This window comes from Streptomyces sp. NPDC019443 (assembly GCF_044389785.1).
Taxonomy (GTDB): Bacteria; Actinomycetota; Actinomycetes; order Streptomycetales; family Streptomycetaceae; genus Streptomyces.
The window spans coordinates 344,234-365,127 of sequence record NZ_JBIRYJ010000001.1 but is presented as its reverse complement, the minus strand read 5'-3'; the positions used below and the strand labels follow the sequence as shown (position 1 = coordinate 365,127).

Annotated in this window: 21 protein-coding genes; 19 read left to right on the top strand and 2 right to left on the bottom strand. The window is 68.8% G+C overall.

Translation table 11 applies throughout. The features are described 5' to 3' along the window. Positions 1–128 precede the first annotated feature (128 nt). Positions 129–527: a helix-turn-helix domain-containing protein gene (locus tag ACH492_RS01650; RefSeq protein WP_398981661.1), complete on the bottom strand. Its 399-nt coding sequence runs from the start codon at positions 525–527 to the stop codon at positions 129–131. Beyond that, a complete protein-coding gene (locus ACH492_RS01645) occupies positions 524–778 on the bottom strand; it encodes a thiamine-binding protein (protein WP_398981659.1) in 255 nt (84 codons plus the stop codon). Before ACH492_RS01645 ends, ACH492_RS01650 begins: the two co-directional genes overlap by 4 nt. A gap of 178 nt (positions 779–956) precedes the next feature. Between ACH492_RS01645 and ACH492_RS01640 the strand changes: the two genes are divergently transcribed. The 19 genes from ACH492_RS01640 to ACH492_RS01550 all read left to right on the top strand — a co-directional run bounded on the left by ACH492_RS01640 (position 957) and on the right by ACH492_RS01550 (position 20,856). Next, complete coding sequence (locus ACH492_RS01640) at positions 957–2,000, top strand: lytic transglycosylase domain-containing protein (RefSeq protein ID WP_398981657.1); 1,044 nt, start codon at positions 957–959, stop codon at positions 1,998–2,000. Between the two features lie 116 nt (positions 2,001–2,116). Then, positions 2,117–3,184 (top strand): sigma-70 family RNA polymerase sigma factor, encoded by a 1,068-nt coding sequence (locus ACH492_RS01635; RefSeq protein ID WP_398981655.1) that lies wholly within the window; start codon positions 2,117–2,119, stop codon positions 3,182–3,184. Positions 3,185–3,324: 140 nt separating this feature from the next. Next, complete coding sequence (locus ACH492_RS01630) at positions 3,325–4,269, top strand: ABC transporter ATP-binding protein (protein WP_398981653.1); 945 nt, start codon at positions 3,325–3,327, stop codon at positions 4,267–4,269. Further along, complete coding sequence (locus ACH492_RS01625) at positions 4,266–5,036, top strand: ABC transporter permease (RefSeq protein WP_307660376.1); 771 nt, start codon at positions 4,266–4,268, stop codon at positions 5,034–5,036. The genes ACH492_RS01630 and ACH492_RS01625 overlap by 4 nt, the downstream gene beginning before the upstream one ends. 3 nt (positions 5,037–5,039) lie before the next feature. Further along, a complete protein-coding gene (locus ACH492_RS01620; RefSeq protein ID WP_307660377.1) occupies positions 5,040–5,858 on the top strand; it encodes an ABC transporter permease in 819 nt (272 codons plus the stop codon). Positions 5,859–5,865: 7 nt separating this feature from the next. Continuing rightward, positions 5,866–7,131: an MCE family protein gene (locus tag ACH492_RS01615; RefSeq protein ID WP_398981651.1), complete on the top strand. Its 1,266-nt coding sequence runs from the start codon at positions 5,866–5,868 to the stop codon at positions 7,129–7,131. Beyond that, positions 7,128–8,177: an MCE family protein gene (locus ACH492_RS01610; protein WP_398981649.1), complete on the top strand. Its 1,050-nt coding sequence runs from the start codon at positions 7,128–7,130 to the stop codon at positions 8,175–8,177. Before ACH492_RS01615 ends, ACH492_RS01610 begins: the two co-directional genes overlap by 4 nt. Further along, entirely contained in the window at positions 8,174–9,154 is a 981-nt protein-coding gene (locus tag ACH492_RS01605; RefSeq protein WP_398981647.1) for an MCE family protein, read from the top strand. The genes ACH492_RS01610 and ACH492_RS01605 overlap by 4 nt, the downstream gene beginning before the upstream one ends. Next, on the top strand, positions 9,151–10,413 hold the full coding sequence (locus ACH492_RS01600; RefSeq protein WP_398981645.1) for an MCE family protein: 1,263 nt from the start codon (positions 9,151–9,153) through the stop codon (positions 10,411–10,413). The genes ACH492_RS01605 and ACH492_RS01600 overlap by 4 nt, the downstream gene beginning before the upstream one ends. Next, positions 10,410–11,705 (top strand): MCE family protein, encoded by a 1,296-nt coding sequence (locus ACH492_RS01595; RefSeq protein ID WP_398981643.1) that lies wholly within the window; start codon positions 10,410–10,412, stop codon positions 11,703–11,705. The genes ACH492_RS01600 and ACH492_RS01595 overlap by 4 nt, the downstream gene beginning before the upstream one ends. After that, the gene (locus ACH492_RS01590; RefSeq protein WP_398981641.1) at positions 11,702–12,973 is read left to right on the top strand and encodes an MCE family protein; all 1,272 of its coding nucleotides are present in this window, start codon (positions 11,702–11,704) and stop codon (positions 12,971–12,973) included. Before ACH492_RS01595 ends, ACH492_RS01590 begins: the two co-directional genes overlap by 4 nt. Further along, positions 12,946–13,521: a hypothetical protein gene (locus ACH492_RS01585; RefSeq protein WP_398981639.1), complete on the top strand. Its 576-nt coding sequence runs from the start codon at positions 12,946–12,948 to the stop codon at positions 13,519–13,521. The genes ACH492_RS01590 and ACH492_RS01585 overlap by 28 nt, the downstream gene beginning before the upstream one ends. A gap of 46 nt (positions 13,522–13,567) precedes the next feature. Beyond that, complete coding sequence (locus tag ACH492_RS01580) at positions 13,568–14,341, top strand: hypothetical protein (protein WP_398981637.1); 774 nt, start codon at positions 13,568–13,570, stop codon at positions 14,339–14,341. A 208-nt stretch (positions 14,342–14,549) separates the two neighbouring features. Continuing rightward, complete coding sequence (locus ACH492_RS01575) at positions 14,550–15,389, top strand: TIM barrel protein (RefSeq protein ID WP_398981635.1); 840 nt, start codon at positions 14,550–14,552, stop codon at positions 15,387–15,389. A gap of 37 nt (positions 15,390–15,426) precedes the next feature. Beyond that, positions 15,427–16,341, top strand: coding sequence for a 2-hydroxy-3-oxopropionate reductase (locus tag ACH492_RS01570; protein ID WP_398981633.1), 915 nt, complete (start codon positions 15,427–15,429; stop codon positions 16,339–16,341). A 477-nt stretch (positions 16,342–16,818) separates the two neighbouring features. After that, positions 16,819–17,823 (top strand): pyridoxal-phosphate dependent enzyme, encoded by a 1,005-nt coding sequence (locus ACH492_RS01565; RefSeq protein ID WP_398981631.1) that lies wholly within the window; start codon positions 16,819–16,821, stop codon positions 17,821–17,823. Next, positions 17,820–18,857: an ornithine cyclodeaminase gene (locus ACH492_RS01560; RefSeq protein WP_398981629.1), complete on the top strand. Its 1,038-nt coding sequence runs from the start codon at positions 17,820–17,822 to the stop codon at positions 18,855–18,857. Before ACH492_RS01565 ends, ACH492_RS01560 begins: the two co-directional genes overlap by 4 nt. Before the next feature lie 75 nt (positions 18,858–18,932). Then, on the top strand, positions 18,933–19,892 hold the full coding sequence (locus tag ACH492_RS01555; protein WP_398981628.1) for an ornithine carbamoyltransferase: 960 nt from the start codon (positions 18,933–18,935) through the stop codon (positions 19,890–19,892). 28 nt (positions 19,893–19,920) lie between these two features. After that, the gene (locus ACH492_RS01550; protein WP_398981626.1) at positions 19,921–20,856 is read left to right on the top strand and encodes a methyltransferase domain-containing protein; all 936 of its coding nucleotides are present in this window, start codon (positions 19,921–19,923) and stop codon (positions 20,854–20,856) included. Positions 20,857–20,894 lie beyond the last annotated feature (38 nt).

The window sequence follows — 20,894 nt, the reverse complement described above, 5'->3', positions numbered from 1 at the left end:
AGTTACGGGGGTCGGTGACCGCGGCGGCGGTAGTGGCTGAGGAGGCTCGATGGAGGATCTTCGCAGACTCCTTTAGCCTGTGAGAAATTGTGAGACGGTCGGCCCTCCGAGGGGGTACCGACCGTCTGCTATGTGCCCTTGCCCTGCGAGTTCGTCCCCCTCTCGGCGTTTTCCCGGTTGAGGTAGTTGTAGACGGTGAAGCGGCTGACGCCCAGGGCGCCGGCCACCGTCTCCACTCCGTGCCGTACGGAGAAGGCACCGCGCGCCTCCAGTGTCCGTACGACCAGCTGCTTCGTCTTCCGGTCCAGCTCGGACAGCGGCATGCCGTGACGGCGCTCCATGGCGGCCAGGATGTGGTCGAGCGAGTCCGACAGCTGTGGCAGCCGCACGGCGAGCACGTCCTCGCCCTCCCAGGCGAGCACCACATCATCGGGACTCGCCTGCTCGGGGCTCAATATCTCCGCGCCCATCGCGTCGACGAGCGGCTTCACGGCGCTGAAGAGGGGGTGATCTCCCGGCTGGGTCACTTCTCCCCCTCCCCGATCACATTGATCTGCAACGAGACACGAGTGGCACCAGCCCCCAGGGCCCGGCGCAGCAGCGCGTCGACCGCGCTCAGCACCTCGTCGGCGCCGCCCTCCGCCGTATTGCCGAACGGGCCGACGTCCACGGCGTCCAGTTCGGCCGCCTGGATGACCTCGCGGGCGACCACCGCATGGGCCGGCGCTTCATCGAGGTCGAAGGGTTCGGTGGTGAACTCCACCCGCAATCGCTCCATGCGCCCACGTTAGCGGTGCCCTCCCGCGCCGTCGGCGCCGTCCCGAACCAGGAAGTCGCCGTCCCGACCGGGAAAAGGCGCAGCTGTCCGCGACGGACCCGCTATGTCCCCGCGTAGAGCAGGTGACGGAAGCCGCGCCGGCCCTCATCTCCGGCTCGGCGGCACTGGGAGGGGCTGCATGATGACTGGGCGCAAGATGACCGGGCGCAAGCGCAGGGGTGTCAGGGCAACAGCGGTCGCGACGGCGGCCATGGCGGCGCTGACCGCCTCACGGGGGCCGGGGCCGGCGGCACACGCCTCGGCCCCGGCTCAGCGTCCGACGCCCCCGCCGGGGCAGAGCGTGACCGGCGACACCCCGTACCGCACCGAGCTTCCGCCGCTGCGGGCCCGCGAGACGGGACGGGACACGGACGACTCCACCGCACCGGTCGGAGGCGCACTGCCGGCCACGGTCCTGGCCGCATACCGGCAGGCCGAGTCGGACCTCGCGCGCAGCGCGCCCGGCTGCCGTCTGCGCTGGCAGCTGCTGGCCGCGATCGGTCAGGTGGAGTCCGGGCAGGCGCGCGGCGGTCGGGTGACCGCGGACGGCACGACCGTCGCACCGATCCTCGGCCCGCGGCTGGACGGCAACGGGTTCGCCCTCATCAGGGACACCGACGGCGGGGTGCACGACGGGGACACGGCGTACGACCGCGCCGTCGGTCCGATGCAGTTCATCCCCTCCACGTGGGCCACCTGGGGCTCCGACGCCAACGGCGACGGACGCAGCGATCCGGGCAACGTCTACGACGCTGCCCTCGCGGCCGGCCGCTACCTGTGCGCGGGCGGGCGGGATCTCTCCGACCCGCACGACCTGGACCTCGCGATCCTCGGCTACAACCACTCCGCCGAGTATCTGCACACGGTCAGGGCATGGTTCGGGTACTTCCTCGAAGGGCACCGGATGGTGCCGGACCACGGCGGATCCGCCACCCGCCCGGCCCCGGAGCCGTCCCGTCCGGCGCGGCCGTCGGCCTCCACAGCTCCCGCACGCTCGGCCGCCCCGCACGACGCCTCCCCCGGGCCGTCCTCGCCCACGCCCTCACCCTCGAAGACCGCGCCGGGCGGTGACCCCAAGCCCGCGGAGCCCGTGCTTCCCGTCCCCACAAGCGGTGTCGAGCTGCCCGGCGACGGTGTCCTGCCCGGCGCGGGTTCCCTGGCCGGCAACGGACAGGTTCGCTGACCAGCAACGGTAAGGACTCGATGAGCGCCACCCCCTCCCCAACTCCGGATACCCGGCGGTAATGTCGCCATCCGCCGGACAGCACCGAACCGGCGGGTGAGCGCAAAGGGGCCCTCATGGCGACGGACATGCCTGCGTACTCGGGCGGGCCGCCGGACACGGCTGCCCACGAGCGGTGGCAAAGTGCATGGAGCCACCGCGAGCAGCTGCTCAAGGTGGCCCGCCGCCGCTCCATGAGCATGGAGGACGCCGAGGACGCGGTACACGAGGCCATGCTGCGCGCTGCCGAGAACCCGCATCTGGACAACGAGCGGCTCGGCGCGTGGCTGACGACAGTGACCATGCGGCTGTGCGTCGACCGTTACCGGCAGGTCAACCGCGAGGCCGAGGTGCGCAGCAGCGCGACGCTCGTACCGACGGGCCCGGTGCCCGTCGACGAGGTGGTCTGTGACCGGGCCGAGGCCAAGTGGCTCGCCGTGCGCACCGACGAACTGCCCGCCCGGCAGGCGCAGGCGATCCGACTGAAGTCCGAGGACCTCGATGTCGGCCAGGTCGCCAACGAGATGGGTCTGAGCTACCGGACGGTCGAGTCGCTGCTGGCGCGAGCCCGGCGGACGCTGCGCAATACGCTGGCCGGCACGCTGGCGCTGGCCCTGTGGCTGTGCGGTCGAAACCGGCCCCGGACGGGCGTGAACGCGCAGGCGGTGGCAGTGGCCTCGACGGCGGCGACGCTGGTCGTCGCCGGGTTCATCCTGCCGTACGCCCACGACTGGGACCGGCCCGGTGCCGGGCCCGCCCCGTCGAAGGCCTCGGACGTGCGGACACCGGATCACGGCCGAGCGGAGCCGTCGGCCGCCGGCACCCCCGCAGAGACGGCGTCGGGGACCGCCACGAGCGGGACGGACGCGCCCGGAGTCCGACTGCCCGCACTGCCGTCCCTGCCGGAGGTCACCTTGCCGCCGCTTCCGCCGCTCTCCACCCCGGACGTCCCTGAAGTGCCGAACGTCCCCGGCATACCTGACGTGCCCGAAGTGCCTGACGTGCTCGGAGCGCCGGACGTGCCCCCTATGACGGTCGCGCCCGAGGTGACGGTGCCCTCCGTGCCTGAGGTGCCCGTGACCACGCCGTCGGCCTCGGTGCCCCTGGCCACGCCGTCCGCCCCGGTGTCCCTGCCACGCCCGTAGCTGCCGGCGGCCACTTCGCACACCGACGTTCACCCCTGATTTCACGCCCGTAAAAATTTTCGTGCTTCGGCGCGACGGACGAGCCGCCCTTCCCCGTAGAGCAGATGTCGGAGCTGCTCCACTGCTGAAGGGTGAACCGGATGGGTGTCGAGATCTGTGTGGAAGGACTGACCAAGTCCTTCGGCCACCAGGTCATCTGGCAGGACGTTTCGCTGACGCTGCCCGCCGGCGAGGTCTCGGTCATGCTCGGCCCTTCGGGCACGGGCAAATCGGTGTTCCTCAAGACGCTGGTCGGCCTGCTCAAGCCGGAAGCGGGCGCGATCCGGATCGCGGGTACGGACATCACCAAGCTGCGTGAACACGACCTGTACGAGGTGCGGAAGCAGTTCGGCGTGCTGTTCCAGGACGGCGCGCTGTTCGGGTCGATGAACCTCTACGACAACATCGCATTCCCTCTGCGGGAACACACCCGCAAGACGGAGAGCGCGATCCGGCAGATCGTGCTCGAGAAGATGGACATGGTCGGGCTGATCGGCGCCGAGGAGAAGCTGCCCGGCGAGATATCCGGCGGCATGCGCAAACGGGCCGGGCTGGCGCGGGCCCTGGTGCTCGATCCGGAGATCATCCTCTTCGACGAGCCGGACTCGGGTCTCGACCCGGTGCGCGTGGCGTATCTCAATCAGCTGATCGTCGATCTCAACGCGCAGATCGACGCGACCTTCCTGATCGTCACGCACGACATCGCATCGGCCCGGCAGGTGCCGGACAACATCGGGCTGCTCTTCCGTCGCGAGCTGGTGATGTTCGGCCCCCGGGAACAGCTGCTTACCAGCGACCAGCCGGTCGTACGGCAATTCCTGAACGGCCGGATGCAGGGGCCGATCGGCATGGCGGAGGAGAAGGACGCCGCCCAGGTCGAGCAGGAGCTGGCGCGGCTCGGCGACGGGGACCTGCGCGCTCCCAAGGGCGCCGCCGAGATGACGCCCCGCCTGCTGCCGAGCCCCGGGATCACCCGGCCGCCCCGCTGGGAGGCGATCGCCCGGCGTGAGGCGGCGCTGAACAAGGTGGAGGTGGCGGACGCATGAGCCTTTCCCCGACAGGCGCGCTGCGACATTCCGGCAGCCTGTTCGCGATGGCCCTGGACGTCGTACGGACCTTCCCCAGGCGTCCGTTCCAGGTGCGGGAGTTCATCCAGCAGGCCTGGTTCATCGCGAGCGTCACCATCCTGCCCACCGCCCTGGTCTCCATCCCGTTCGGGGCGGTCATCGCCCTGCAGATCGGCAGTCTGACCCGCCAGCTCGGCGCCCAGTCGTTCTCGGGCGCGGCCTCGGTGCTGGCGGTGCTGCGGGAGGCCTCGCCGATCGTCACCGCGCTGCTCATCGCGGGAGCGGGCGGCACCGCGATCTGCGCGGACCTCGGGGCGCGCAAGATCCGTGAGGAGATCGACGCGATGCAAGTGCTGGGCATCGACCCGATCCACCGCCTGGTCGTGCCGCGGGTGCTGGCCTCGATGGTGGTGGCCGTGCTGCTCAACGGCCTTGTGTCGGTGGTCGGAGTGGCCGGCGGCTACTTCTTCAACGTGATCCTGCAAAACGGTACGCCCGGCGCGTATCTCGCCTCCTTCACCACCCTCGCCCAACTGTCCGACCTGTGGGCGGCCGAGCTGAAGGCCCTGGTGTTCGGCGCCATCGCGGCGATCGTCGCCTCGTACAAGGGACTGACCGCGAAGGGCGGGTCGAAGGGCGTGGGCGACGCCGTGAACCAGTCGGTGGTGATCACTTTCATGCTGCTTTTCGTGACGAACTTCGTGATGACCGCGGTGTACTTCCAGGTCGTTCCGCAGAGGGGTTGACCGATGCCGCTGATGAATCGTCTGCTGCTGGACCGGCTCGAGGAGCTGGGCGGCCAACTGTCCTTCTACGGACGCTCACTGGCCTGGACCGGCCGCACGCTGCGCCGCTACAAGAAGGAGATCCTGCGTCTGCTCGCCGAGGTGAGCTTCGGTCGCGGGGCACTGGCAGTCGTCGGCGGGACGGTCGGCGTCATCGCCTTCCTGTCCTTCTTCACCGGCACCGAGGTCGGCCTGCAGGGCTACGCCGCGCTCAACCAGCTGGGCACCTCCAACTTCGTGGCGTTCCTGTCCGCGTACTTCAACACCCGTGAGATCGCCCCGCTGGTGGCCGGTCTCGCCCTGTCGGCGACGGTCGGGGCCGGGTTCACCGCCCAGCTCGGGGCCATGCGGATCAGCGAGGAGACCGACGCGCTGGAGGTGATGGGCGTCCCCTCGCTGCCGTTCCTGGTGACCACGCGCATGATCGCCGGCTTTGTCGCCGTCATCCCGCTGTATGTGATCGGGCTGCTGTCCTCGTACTTCGCGGCACGCACCATCACGACCGGCTACTACGGGCAGTCCGCGGGCACCTACGACCACTACTTCCAGCAGTATCTGCCGCCGGTCGACGTCCTGTGGTCCTTCGGCAAGGTGATCGTCTTCGCCGTCGTGATCATCCTTGTCCACTGCTATTACGGCTACTACGCGAGCGGCGGCCCGGCAGGCGTCGGCGTCGCGGTCGGCCGTGCCGTGCGGACCTCCATCGTCGCCATCAACATCCTGGACTTCTTCCTCAGCCTGGCGATCTGGGGCGCCAACACGACCGTACGGATAGCGGGGTAGAAGATCCATGCGCATTCCCATTCCCGTCCCGACGCGCGGCGCACGACTGCGGCTGTACGGCATCGTCTTCATCGCGGTCATCGCGCTTCTGCTGTCGCTGTCCGTCGCCGTCTACCAGCAGATGTTCGTCTCCGTCGTACGGATCACGCTGGAGGCCGACACCCTGGGCAACCAGCTGGACCCGCGGGCCGACGTCAAGCTGCGCGGGCTGCTGGTCGGCGAGGTGCGCGCCGTCCGTGCAGACGGCGAGAAGGCGACGCTCGACATCGCTCTCAAGCCGGAGCACGTCTCCCGCATCCCGGCCGATGTGCACGCCCTACTGCTGCCCAAGACGCTGTTCGGCGAGAAGTACGTCGATCTTGTCGCGCCGCGCGGCTCGGCGGGGCGGCACATCCGCGCCGGGGATGTCATCACCCAGGACCGCACCGAGGCAGGCATCGAGCTCCAGCATCTGATGAACGACCTGCTGCCGCTGCTGCGGACCGTGCGGCCCGCCGAACTCAATGCCACGCTGTCGGCGTTCGCCACCGCGCTCGACGGGCGCGGCGACCGGATCGGCGCCAACCTCACCCGTTTCGAGCGCTATCTGAGCCGGCTCAACCCGCACATGCCGTCCATCAAGGAAGACATCTCACGGTTCGCGGATGTGGCCGCGGTGTATGGGGACGCGGCGCCCGATCTGCTGAGGATCCTGCGGAACACCGTCACCACCAGCCGCACCGTCGTAGAGCAGCGGGACCAGCTGGCCTCCGCGCTCACCGCGACCGCCGACGCCGCCGGCACCGCGGAGGGGTTCCTCGACGAGAACGAGGGACGGCTGATCACCCTCGGCCGGGTCTCGCGCCCCACGCTGAACCTCTTCGCCCGCTACGCGCCGGTCTACCCCTGCCTCCTGGACGGCCTGGTGAAGCAGGACGCGGCGGCCGAACCGACCTTCAGGGGCGGAGAGATGCGCATCACCCTCGAATTCGTCCGCCCCCGGCCCGCGTACAAACCCGGTGAGGAACCGCGCTATGCAGAACGTTCAGGACCCGACTGCAGGGGGCTGCCCAACCCCCGGGTGCCCGCACCGGACACAAAGCTCAATGACGGTACGTCGGCGCACGGCTCGGGAGGCGGCACCAATAGTGCTGTGTCCGCCACCGAGGCCGAGCAGCGTGCGGTCGGCTCACTCGTGGCGCCCGTCATGGGAGTTCCGGCCGACCGGGTGCCGGCCGTCGCGACGCTCCTCTTCGGCCCGATGGCACGCGGAACGGCGGTGAGCGTCGCATGACGAAGGGAGCTACCCAGACCGCGGCCCCACTGATCAAGTTCTGTCTCTTCGCCGTGGTGACGGTGCTGGTCACCGCAATGCTCGCGGCCACCATCGTCAACCTCTCCTTCACTCCGCAGGAGACGTACCGCGCGGTGTTCAGCGACGTCACCAGCCTGGAGGAGGGCGACGACATCAGGGTCGCCGGAGTGCGCGTCGGCGAGGTCGAGGACATCCGGATCAAGGGCGGCGGGATCAAGGACCGCACGCTGGCGGAGGTCACCTTCACGGTCGACCAGAACCGTCCGCTGTTCTCCAGCACCGGCGCCGTCATCCGCTACCGGAATCTGGTCGGACAGCGGTACATCGCGCTGACGGAGGGCGCGGGTGACGGGACACCGCTGGCGCCCGGCACCCGGATCCCGCTGGCCAGGACCCAGCCGGCGCTCGATCTCAACGCGCTGCTGAACGGATTCAAGCCGCTCTTCGCCGCACTGAGCCCCGACGACATGAACCAGCTCGCCACCGAGATCATCAAGACCCTGCAGGGAGAGGGCGGGACGGTGAAGAGCCTGCTCGCCCACACCGCCTCGCTGACCACCACACTCGCCGACCGGGACAAGCTCGTCGGGTCCGTGATCGACAACCTCAACGAGGTGCTCAAGACGCTGGACAAGCGCGGCGCCCGCTTCTCCGCACTGCTCAAGCAGTTGCAGCGGCTGATCTCCGGGCTGTCCGCCGACCGCAAGCCCATCGGCGAGTCGCTGACCAGCATCGGCCAACTGACCGAGGCCACTTCGGGCCTGATCGAGGACGCCCGCCCGCCGCTGAAGGACGACATCGCCGAGCTGACCGACCTCACCGGAACGCTGAACAAGAACGAGAAGACCGTGGAGGGCGTGCTGAAACGGCTGCCGAACAAGCTGAACAAGTTGACGGGGACGGCGTCGTACGGCTCCTGGTTCAACTTCTATCTCTGTGACTTCGACGGCCGGATCGTGCTGCCGAAGACCAGGCAGGTGCTCACCCCCGAGCTCCATGTCGCGCGAGCGAGGTGCGGCCAGTGATCCCCTTCCGTGAGCGAAACCCCGTGGTGGTCGGAGCCGTGGGCATCTCCACGCTCGCCCTGCTGACCGCGGCGGCGTTCAACGCCGACAGCCTCCCGCTGATCGGTAACGGCGAGACGTACAGCGCGGCCTTCTCGGAAGCGGGCGGCCTCAAGCCCGGCGACGAGGTGCGCATCGCCGGGGTCAAGGTCGGCAAGGTCGACGAGGTCGATCTGGACGGCGACCACGTGAAGGTGACCTTCCGGGTCAAGGGCGATCCGGAGTTCGGCACCACGACCGGCGCGGCCATCCGGATCAAGACGATCCTGGGCTCCAAGTACCTCGCGCTGCACCCGAAGGGGTCGGGGCAGCTGGCGCCGGGCAGCGAGATCCCGCTGAACCGTACGGTTCCGGCGTACGACGTCGTGGCGGCGTTCAGTGATCTGACCACCACGTCGGAGAAGGTCGACACGGACCAGCTGGCGAAGGCCCTGGACACCATCTCCGCCACCTTCAAGGACTCGCCGACCGAGGTGCAGGCGTCCATCAAGGGGCTTTCGAGGATCTCCCGTACGGTGGCGTCCCGCGACGAGGCCCTGCGTGAACTCCTCAAGCACGCCAACGGGGTGACGGGCGTCCTCTCCGAGCGTTCCGGCGACTTCTCCCGGGTGATCAAGGACGGCGACAAGCTGTTCCAGGAGATCACCAGGCGGCGTGCGGCGATCCATGCGCTGCTCAAGAGTTCGGCCGCGATGGGCATCCAGCTCTCCGGCCTCGTCGAGGACAACCGCAAGGAGATCGGCCCGGCGCTCAAGGGCCTGAACGCGGTGGTCACCATGCTCGAACGCAATCAGGCCTCCCTCGACCGCAGCGTCAAGCTGCTCGCCCCCTATGTACGGGTGTTCACCAACACCCTCGGCAACGGCCGCTGGTTCGACAGCTACATCCAGAACATGGTCGCCGCTCCGGTGGTGCCGCGGACGGGAGGCTCACGATGAACGTCCGCCTGAGAGGGCGTGTGCCCGGGCACGTGCACCGGATCGAGCCGCCCCCGTCACGCCTGCGCCGGATCCGGGAGTCGGCACGGGTCCGGCTGTCGGCGGGGCGCCTGCGCCGGGTCCGGCTGCCCGCGTCACGCCTGCGCCGGGTCGCACTGCTCACCGCGCTGGTACTGGTGGCCGCCTCGGTCGTCGCGCTCTGGCCGCATCCGGAGAAGGTCCAGGTCACGGCGTACTTCCCGCGCACCGTCGGCATCTACCCCGGCTCGGACGTACGCGTCCTCGGTGTCCGCATCGGCGAGGTCAAGAAGATCACGCCGAGCGGCAACCGGGTGCGGGTGGAGCTGGAGTACGAGGCCGGGCGCAAGGTCCCCGCCGACGCCAAGGCCGCGATCATCAACTCCTCGGTGGTCAGCGACCGGTACGTGCAGCTGCTGCCGGTGTACCGAAGCGGGCCGGCGCTGAGGGACGGCGCCGTCATCCCCGAGAACCGGACGGCAGTCCCGGTCGAGCTGGACCGCGTCTTCGACAGCCTCCACACGACGGCCGAGGCGCTCGGTCCGCGTGGAGCCAACACGGACGGTTCGCTGTCCCGGCTCCTCGGGGTGAGCGCGGACAACCTCCAAGGCCAGGGGAAGCAGATGCACCAGATGGTGGAGGATCTGTCATTGGCGGTCGGCACGCTGTCCGACGGCCGGAAGGACCTGTTCGGCACCGTACGGAATCTGCAGGTGTTCACGGCTGTTCTGGCGGCCGACGACGACAGTGTCCGTTCGTTCAACGACAGCCTCGCCAAGGTGGCCGACCAGCTGGCCGGGGAGCGCAAGGACCTCGCGGCGGCGCTGCGGCACCTGGGGGTGGCGCTGCGCGATGTGACGGAGTTCGTCAAGGCGAACAAGAAGTCGCTGACGGCCGATGTGAAGGGCCTGAGCAAGGTCACCAAGGTTCTCGTCACCCAGCGGGCGGCGCTGGCCGAGCTGTTGGAGGTCGCCCCCACCGGGCTGTCCAACCTGCAGAACGCCTACAACCCGTCCTCCGGCACCCTCGACACCCGTAATAACCCGGACCATCCCCAGGACCCGGCCGCACTGCTGTGCTCGGTGCTGAAGACGACCGGTGACACCGGCGGGAAGAACCCCGACTGCCAGGAGCTGGAGACGTTGTTCGACTCCCTTCCGAAGCTGTCGCCGAACGTGCCGACCGCGGGCACGGGACCGGTGGACAAGACCCTCGGCGGAATCCTGGAGGCCCGTGCATGAGCGCGCTGCGCAAGGGGAGGGCAGCCGCCTGGGCGGCCGTCGGCTCGCTGTTGATTTCCGGCTGCGACATCAACGGGTGGTACGACGTCGACCTGCCCGGCGGCGCCGCCTCGGACGGCAACGCCTTCCGGGTCACCGTGGAGTTCAGGGACGTCCTCGATCTGGTTCCGCAGTCGTCCGTGAAGGTCAACAACGTCACGGTGGGCGCCGTCGAGAAGGTGGAACTGGACGGCTGGCACGCCAGGGTGCGGCTGCGGGTGGCCGATTCGGTGAAACTGCCCGCCAACGCGGTGGCCGAGCTGCGGCAGACCAGCATGCTCGGTGAGAAGTACGTGGCGCTGTCCGCCCCGGCGGGTACCGCGCCGGTCGGCAAGCTCGCCGACGGCGCCCGGATCCCGCTGTCCCGCAGCGGCCGCAACCCGGAGATCGAAGAGGTGCTGGCCGCGTTGTCGGCTCTGCTCAACGGCGGCGGAGTGGCGCAGCTCAAAACCATCACCGTGGAGCTGAACGAGGCCCTGGCGGGCCGGGAGAACCGGGTCAAGTCCCTGCTCACCGAGCTGGACACCTTCCTCGGCGGTCTCGACAGCCAGCGCGCGGAGATCATCCGCGCGCTGAACGGCATCGACCGGCTGTCCAAGCGACTCGCCAAGGAGAAGACGACGGTCGCCCAGGCCGTCGACACCATGCCGCCCGCGCTGAAGGTGCTGGCCGACCAGCGCAAGAACCTGACACGGATGCTCACGTCCCTGTCGAAGCTGGGCACGACGGGCACCCGGGTGATCAACGCCTCGCGGGACGATGTGGTCGCGAATCTGACGAGCCTGCGGCCGATCCTGGAGCAGCTGAACAAGGCGGGCAACGACCTGCCCAACGCCCTGGAACTCATGACGACGTATCCGTTCCCGCGCAGTGCGACGAATGCCATCAAGGGCGACTACGTCAATCTCAAGATCACCGCCGATCTGGATCTCGCGAGCATCTACGGCAACCTCGGCGACGGGAACGGGAAGCCCAAACCCCCGGCGAAGCCCGGAGTTCCGGAAGTGCCGGGCGCCCCGGAGGTCCCCGAGGTGCCAGGAGTTCCCGGCCTGCCCCGACCCTCCACACCGACGTCTGGGCCAGGTGTTCCGGGCACTCCGAACGACCCGCCGGCCCCCGGCGATCCGCTGTGCCCACCGGTGTGCACCAGCGGTTACGCCTCGTACGACGAAACCGCCGAAAACGCCGACGGCTACCCGCCCGGAGTCGATTTCGCTCTCGCGGAGCTCATGCTGAAGGGGATGCAGCCGTGATCACACGCAGCGTCAAGACGCAGTTGGTCGCCTTCGCCGTCGTCACCGCCGTCGGCGTGTCCTACGTCGGCGCCCAGTACACGGGGCTGTCCGAAGCGGTCCTCGACCGTGGGTACACCGTTCGGGCCGACTTCGCCGCGTCCGGAGGCATCTTCAAGGGTGCCGAGGTCACCTATCGCGGAGTGCCGGTGGGCCGGGTCGGCGAGCTTCGGCTGACCGGCTCGGAGGGGGTGTCGGTGGCGCTGGACATCGAGGACGGACAGCGGATACCGGCGGACACCCTGGCCGTGGTTGCGCACCGTTCAGCTGTCGGCGAGCAGTACGTCGATCTGCAGCCACGCGTTTCCAGCGGCCCCTATCTGAAGGACGGCAGCACGATCGCCCGCGGTGACACGCGGGTGCCGCTGCCGTCCACAGATCTCGTCCTGAGTGTGGACCGCCTGGTGAAATCCGTCGGCAAGGAGGATCTGCGGATCACGGTCGACGAGCTGGGCAAGGCCTTCGCGGGCACCGGCCCGCACCTGAGCCGGCTGGTGGACTCGGGCAACCGGCTGATCGAGTCGGCGTCCGACTCGCTCCCGCAGACCATCACGCTGATCGAGGACTCGCGCGTGGCCCTCAAGACGCAGTCCGACAAGGGCTCGGCCATCAAGTCGTTCTCCCGCGACCTGGCGGACCTCACCGCCGAGTTGAAGTCCAGTGACGGTGACATCCGCAGGCTGACCGGCGCGGGCGCGCCCGCGGCGAACGAGCTGAACTCGCTGCTGAAGGCCAACCGGACGCACCTTCCGGTGCTGTTGGGCAATCTGATCAGCGGCGGCCAGATCACGGTGGCGCGGTTGCCGGGCGTGGAACAGGCGCTCGTCACGTTTCCCGTGGTGGTCGCGGGCAGCTTCACCGTGATCCCGGGCGACGGCACCACCCACTTCGGCATGGTCGTCAATGCCGACGAGCCGCCGGCGTGCCGGCAGGGCTATGGGACGCAGCGCCGCGACCCCGCGGACACGAGCGAGCGTCCGGCGAACACCGCCGCACGATGCACGGCCCCGCGCGGCGGCAAGACCTCGGTCCGCGGCGCCCAGAACGCGCCCGGAGCTTCGGGTTCCGGCGGGGCCGGCCCGGCCGCGTTCATCACCCCCTACGACCCGGAGACCGGCGCCGCAGCCGGCCCGGACGGATCGTTCGTCGAGATCGGCTCGACGGGCGGAGAACAGAATGTGTTCGGAAAGGACTCGTGGCAATGGCTGCTCGTCGGACCGATGGCATGACCGGCGGTCGTGTCGCGCACGCGACACGGCGGCTGCGCGAACTGGGTATCAGACTGGTCGAGGCCGCACGGCGCGGGAGGGCACTGCCCGCGACGCTCGCCGTGGCGACGGCCGTGACGACGGTGCTGAGCGTATGGCTGGCTGTCCAGGTGTACGAGCAGCGCGCGCAGGAGCAGCGGCATCAGGCCATTCTGGCCGCGGCACGCCAGTCGGCGCTGAACTTCACTTCGCTCGACTACCGGCACTACGCACGGGACAGCGAGACCGTGCTGAAGGGCTCCGCCGGCGACTTCAAGGAACAGTTCGCGGCGCAGACCGCGGAGCTCACCAAGCTGGTGGCCGCGAACAAGTCGGTCTCCGAGGGCCAGGTGCTCGAAGCGGGCATCACCCGGGCCGACGAGAAGACCGCCCGGGTCCTGGTGGTCGCCGACAGCAAGGTGACCAACACCGCCGCCCCGCAGGGGCAGGCCCGCACCTACCGGCTGCAGCTCGACCTTGTGCTCGAGAACGGTCGCTGGCTGACGTCCAACGTCGAGTTCGTCGGCTGACCGCGTCGCCCGGACACACCCCGTACCACCAGTGAGGAGAGACACCGTGGCGAACCCCAGCACGCGGAGCCGCCGCGCCGGCTCACCCGGAAGCCGGTCCTTGGCCGCGGCCGCCCGCGCCGCAGCCAGACGCGCCGAGCGCACCGGCCCCGACTCAGGTCCCGACTCCGGTCCCGACTCCAATCGCGACTCCGGTCTCGACTCCGGTCTCGACTCCGCTCCCGACTCCGGTCTCGACGACATGCAGGTCCCTGCCCTGGTGGGCGTCGGACGGGTCCTGCAGACGGAGGACCCCGTTGAGAAACCCGCTGGGGGGCGGCGGCGCGGACTCATAACCGCTGTGCTCGCCGTCCTGGTCGTGGCGGGGCTGGTCGCGGTCACGGTGCTGGGGTGGAAGTACGGGGACGCCCGGCAGACGGATCGGGCGCGGGCACAGGCGCTGACAACCGCGCAGAAGGCGGCTCCCGTGATCCTGTCGTACGACTACCGGCATCTGGACCGGGATTTCGACGCGGCGCGCGGCCACCTCACGGGTTCCTTCCGTGACGAGTACCGGCGGACGACCACGAAAGTGGTGGCCCCGACCGCCGTGAAGTACAAAGGCGTGGTCAAAGCGACGGTGGTGAAGCCTGCGGGCGGTGGCGCGCCGGCGGCATCGGTGGTGTCGGCCTCACCGGACCGCGCCGTCGTCCTGCTCTTCGTCAACCAGGTCACCAGCAGCACCCAGATTTCCGGCCCCCGCGTGGACCTGAACCGGGTACGGATGACTCTCACGCTCACTTCCGGGGGCTGGAAGGTGAGCGCGGTCGACGCCCTGTAGCGCCCGTACGGGCCCCGCCGCACGGGCCGTACCCACCCGAGACCCACCAAGTGCCTCCCGAGCCGGGACGGCGGAAGCCTGAACAGGCCTTCTGCCCCCCGCTCGGGAGGCTCTTTTTGTGGACCCGCCCTTGACAGCACTCCAGCCCGCCAGGCAATCTTCCGTTAAGCAGAAACCGACTTCCGCAATACGGAAGGAGCGCACCCTTATGGGATACACGTACCAGCGCTTCGATGTGAACCTTTCGATCCTCTTCACGGAACTCCCGCTCCTGGAGCGCCCGGCGGCCGCGGCCGCCGCCGGCTTCACCGCGGTCGAGCTGTGGTGGCCCTGGATCGAGACCCCCACCCCGCCGCAGGCCGAGCTCGACGCCCTCAAGAAGGCGCTCGACGACGCCGGCACCCAGCTCGTGGGCCTGAACTTCTACGCCGGGCAGCTGCCGGGCCCCGACCGCGGCGCGCTCTCCGTGCCCGGCAAGGAGTCCGACCGCTTCCGCGCCAACATCGACGTCGCCGCGGACTTCGCCGCCTCGGTCGGCTGCAAGGCCCTCAACGCTCTGTACGGCAACCGCGTCGAGGGCATCGACCCGGAAATCCAGGACGCATTCGCCCTGGAGAACCTGGTACTCGCCGCCCGCGCCGCCGACCGGGTCGGCGCGATCCTGCTGGTCGAGACCCTGAACAAGCCCGAGTCCCCGCTCTACCCGCTGGTGAGCGCCCCGGCCGCGATCGCGATCGTCGACAAGGTGAACGTGGCGACGGGCCTCGGCAACGTGAAGTTCCTCCTCGACATCTACCACCTGTCGATGAATGGCGAGGACGTCAGCCAGGTCATCACGGCGTACGCGGACAAGACCGGCCACGTCCAGATCGCGGACAACCCGGGCCGCGGCGCCCCGGGCACCGGCTCGCTGCCGCTGGAGCAGCTGCTCGACGAGCTGACGAAGGCCGGTTACGACGGCTGGATCGGCCTGGAGTACAAGGCCGGCGACCGCCCGAGCGCGGAGTCCTTCGAGTGGCTCCCGGCCGAGGCCCGAGCGGCCCGCTGAACTCGCAGACGCAACAAGCTTTTAGGAAGGCACCCTCATGAGCACTCTCGCTGATTCCTCCCGCCCGGCCCGCCCCGCGATTGCCTGGATCGGCCTCGGCATCATGGGCTCCCCCATGTCCGAGAACCTCCTGAAGGCGGGTTACGACGTCACCGGCTTCACGCTGGAGCAGGACAAGCTGGACCGGCTGGCCGCGGCCGGCGGCACCGCCGCGCCCTCCATCGCCGAGGCCGTCAAGGACGCCGACGTCGTCATCACGATGGTGCCCGCGTCCCCGCACGTCGAGGCCATCGCGTACGGCCCCGACGGCATCCTGGAGAACGCGAGGCCGGGCACCCTGCTGATCGACATGTCCTCGATCACCCCGCAGACCTCGGTGGACCTGGGCAAGGCCGGCGCGGAGAAGGGCATCCGCGTGCTGGACGCCCCGGTCTCCGGCGGCGAGGCCGGCGCGATCGAGGCCGTGCTGTCGATCATGGTCGGCGGCGAGCAGGCCGACTTCGACAGCGCCAGGCCGATCCTCGAGGCCCTCGGCAAGACCATCGTCCTGTGCGGCCCGCACGGCTCCGGCCAGACGGTGAAGGCCGCCAACCAGCTGATCGTCGCGGTCAACATCCAGGCCTGCGCCGAGGCCGTGGTCTTCCTGGAGAAGTCCGGCGTGAACCTCCAGGCGGCCCTGGACGTCCTCAACGGCGGTCTGGCCGGCTCGACCGTACTGACCCGCAAGAAGGACAACTTCCTCAACCGGGACTTCAAGCCCGGCTTCCGGATCGAGCTGCACCACAAGGACATGGGCATCGTCACCGACGCCGCCCGCAATGTCGGCGCCGCACTGCCCGTCGGCTCGGTGGTCGCCCAGCTGGTCGCCTCGCTGCGCGCCCAGGGTGACGGCGGCCTCGACCACTCCGCCCTGCTGCGCTCCGTCGAGCGCCTCTCCGGCCAGCAGGTCTGACTCCCAGATTTCCGGGCGGCGTTGGCGCTGACACCTGTCCTGTCGCGCCCAGGCGCCGGCGCCGTCCGGAAGACCGCCGCCGACGACGCCGACTACGGCAAGCGCGTCGAGAAGGCGCTTACAGACGGGCCCCGTAGCCCGACGCTTGCTGGGTGCGGCTGTCGCTCGTGTTGCCACCCGGTCCGGCACCTATCCGCGCCACCGGCAGTGCGGCCGCACAACTACCTGGCCTTTCCCGGGCTCGCAGCCACCCATTGCCACTACAAGCGGTTGGTCCCGCTCACCCCATAGGACACGGTCTCAGAGGGCACGTTCCCGCACGGCGACGGTAAGCGCTCCGTCCGGCCGAAGATCTGACGGACCCGCCGAATGCTCAATGTTTGCGTCGGCGCGCGGGCGCGAATGATGAGATGGACGGGGGTGGGGGGAATGGCTTTTAGGCGGCCGCAACGCCCAGGTGAGGGCCAGGGTATCAGCGTGGCCAGCACGCCGATTGTCGGGCTGAGACTTACCATCAATGGCTTTCCGGCCAGGCTTTGGCTGAAATTGGAGTCATATGGCCCGCACGGTTCAGTCAAAGGACGTGTCGCACTTGCCCTGTGGCAGGACGTCAGTAACAGAATTGGCCCCCGAGCCGAGATCATCGAATCCACCTCCGGCAACCTGGGACTCGCTCTCGCGTCGTTGGCTGCAAAGCAAGGAGTGCCGTTCACGGCGGTCGTGGACCCCCGAAGCAGCGAGCCGGTCGTCGCGGCAATCCAGGCGCTTGGTGGACGTACCGTCACAGTCGACAAACCTGACGGTACGGGCGGATATCTCCTCACCAGGCTCAGCTACATCCGGGAGCGCATGCGTGATCAACCGGAGTTGGTGTGGCCGAACCAGTACACCAACCCAGCCAATCCGCGGGCCCACGCCTCCGGCACAGCTCCTGAACTGCGGGCGCAGCTTCCCCGGCGACCGATGAGCGTCCTGGTGGCGGTCTCGACGGCGGGCACGCTGGCCGGCTTCCGCGACTATGTCGCCACCAGTCCCGACTGGGAACTGATAGGCGTGGACGTGGTCGGTTCAGCCGCCCTTGGCTGGGAACGCGGCCCACGTCTGCTGCCCGGGATCGGAGCGAGCCAGCAGTCGGTGTTCCTCCCTACAGGTTACCGGCTGGCCTTACGGGTCACTCCTGAGGAAGCGGTGAGCGCGTGCGTGTGGCTGCTGGAGTCCACCGGCATCGGCGTGGGGGCGAGCTCGGGTGCCTTGGTTGCGGCAGCATTGCGCCTCTTCCGCACGGTGCCCCGGCGCAGCAGCGTGGCCTGTCTGTGCCCGGACGGTGTGGAGCACTATCTCGACACCGTCTACTCCGCGCACTGGCGTCAGCGGCTCGCCCAGGTGGACATCGCTCGCGGGGTCGAGGTCACCGCTGTCGGCCCACCGCAGTTCGACGCTCTGTCCGGTCCGGTCAACCGCGGCAAGGGGAAAGTGCCATGACTGAGAATCTTCTGTTTCTCGACCGGAACGCGGTCCTGGCATGCCTGGCTGAGGCGGACCTGTGCGCCGTCGTGACTCGGGTGCTGGAACGCCACGCTCGGAAATGCGTCACATTGCCTCCCGAGTGCTACCTGCCGTGGACCAACAGCGAAGGAGCCTACTGCCGTGCACTCGCCATGCTCGGCGTGATCGACTCAGGCAAGGGGCCTCCACTAATCGGTGTGAAGCTAATCAACGCGGCGGTCAGCAATCCCGCGCACGACCGGGAGCGGGCGGCCGGGCTCAGCATGGTCTTCGATCCGGAGACCGCACGTCCACGGGCACTGGCCGAATCGGGGTGGCTAAGCGCGATCCGAACGGCTGCGTACACGATGGTCGGCCTGCGCCACCTTGGCCCCCGTGGCTTCCATGCCGTATCCATAGTCGGCTGTGGAACGCTGGCCCGAGCGCGTATCGACCTTCTTAGCCGCGAGTTCCCGCAGGCTGTGGACATCCACCTGTACGACAGCGTGCCGACGCGCGCGCGGGCGTTGGTGGACTGGATCCAGCGGCACCACCCGCAACTGGCGGCACGAACCTACGGCAGTGCGCGGACGGCGGTGGATGCTGCCAGTGTGGTCGTGACCACCACCACGACGAGCAGTGGTTACCTCTCTGCCGACTGGTTGGCTCCGGGCACGTTTGTCGCTCATGTTTCCCTGGCCGACCTGCTGTCGGACGCCTTCGAGACGGCACAGGGCCTGCATGTGGACGACGTGGAACTGGTGACGGACAACCACCGGCGGATTCTAGGACGGTTGATCCGCGAGGGGCGGATCAGCGCGGACCAGGACGTCGGCACAGCGATGTCCAGGCGGGTACTGAACGGCACCCTCGGCCAGGTCCTGACCGGTATGCGGCCGGCGATCCGTCCGTCCTGGGGGCGTGTCATCAGCAACCCGTTCGGTATGTCAGTCCTGGACGTGGCGTTGCTGAGCGCGGTGCACCAGATCGCGATCGGCCGCGGGATCGGTCAGGTCCTCACGTTGTACTGATCCCTCCGCAACTGACGCTGTCAGAATCCCGGACTCGCCCAGTCATGGACGGGCCATCCTCCCGAATAAGGCCATATGGACAACCCCCACGCCTGGCCGGGCCAGGTCCCCGAGCACGGGCTGTTCTCGCTAGCCGACCTGGAGCCAGCACTGATCAGGGAACTCTCCACACGGTCGGTCGAGCTGTTCCACGACAGGAACGCCCACGCCCGTCCGCTGGACGGCCGGGTCGTCGGCGTGCTGTTTGCCAAGACGTCGACGCGTACCCGCACCGCCTTCACCGTCGGCGTCGTTCGCCTCGGTGGCACCGCTGTCCCATTTGGCCCGAATGATCTGCAACTGAACACCGGGGAGGCGCTGGAGGACACCGGACGGGTACTCGGCTCGATGCTCGATGCCCTGGTCATCCGCAGCGCCGGACCCATGGACGATCTCCGAGTGCTGTCACGCCAGGGCCGTATCCCGGTGATCAACGCCATGGCGGCGCAGGAGCACCCCAGCCAGGGTGTGTGCGACCTCGCGACACTTCGCCTGGTTTTCGGTGATCCGGCCGGTGTGCGCCTGCTCTACGTGGGGGAAGGCAACAACACTGCGGTGGCCCTCGCCCACGTCCTCGCCGTGATACCAGATGCCCGGATCACCTTCGCCACTCCTGCCGGATATGGCATGCCGGAAAGCGAGTTGCGAGTGGCGGTCCGGCGGGCGGAGGCGGTAGGGGGAGTCATCCAGCAGATTCACGACCTGGCGCTGGCTCCCGAGGAGGTGGACGTTGTTTATACAACCCGCTGGCAGACCACGGGGACGCACAAGGTGGACCCGGCCTGGCGCGAGGCGTTCCGCCCCTTCCATGTGGACAGCGCACTGCTGGACCGCTGGCCAAGCGCATCGTTCATGCATGACCTCCCCGCCCATAGGGGCGAGGAGGTCAGCGGCGAGGTCCTGGACGGCGCCCGGTCACTGGCGTGGACCCAGGCGTCCATGAAGCTGGCCAGCGCCATGGCCATCCTTGAATGGGCGGTCGCACCACGCCGCTGATCATCCCCGCGCACGGATCGAGGTTGCCATGCTCAATGTCCCACGTGTCCCGGACTATCAGCACCTTCAGGAAGACGATCTCGTCAAACCCACGTCCGCACGGGTCTTCTTCGATCCAGCCGATACGGAGACCGGCATCTGGGCGGCCCGGGACCTCATCACCCAAGGATGCGGCGTTCTTGACCTAGGCTCGGGCAGCGGCGCAGCAGCGGCGGCGATGGCTCGCGCCGGCGCACGGGTGCACGGTGTGGACCACGGGCCAGAGACGGTCGCGTGGGCGTCCGAGCACTACACTTCCCAGGAAGGCAGGTCCAAGGTGACCTTCGCCTGCGGTGACTTCTCCGTTCTCTCCGCCGAGGAACTACTGGCCACGGCGCCAAACCTTCTTCCCCGACCGCTGATCATCACCAGCAATCCGCCGTACGTCCCCTTCTCCGCTCAGGTGGGCGAACCGCTCTCGTCCATTGGCGGGGGAACGGACGGTCTGAATCTGGTCCCCGCGATCATCGAACACTGCCGCTCGCTGCGCAGCGGTCTCGCGCTCACCATCGGAAGCTACTCGACTCCGCGCAAGGCCGTCCGAATGCTGGAGGCGGCTGGTCTGCGCATCTGCGCCATCACGCTGTGCTCGCTGCCGTTGAGTCAGTTTACGCTCAGAAATATCAGGCAGGTGCTGGCACTTGAGGACGAAGGTGAGGCCATTCTTTGGCGGACAGGACCGCATGAGCAGCCCGCATACTTCGTGATCGGGCTCGCCTGCCGATGGAGCGGGGAGACCGGTACGCGTGACGACGTTCGCCACCGGGCGCACTCGGCCGTCAGAGGGCTCATGCGGCTGCTGAAGGCGGCAGCAGCGTCACGTACTCCTCGACTTGAGGCGCTGGACGGGGCGCGGTTGGGGGGCTGGCCTGGTTCGCTGAGGGTACTGGATCTGCCGGATTGCGTTGACCGCCACCAGTGGTGACCGATGCTCAGCGCGCCCCTGCGCTGCATATGTGCCCA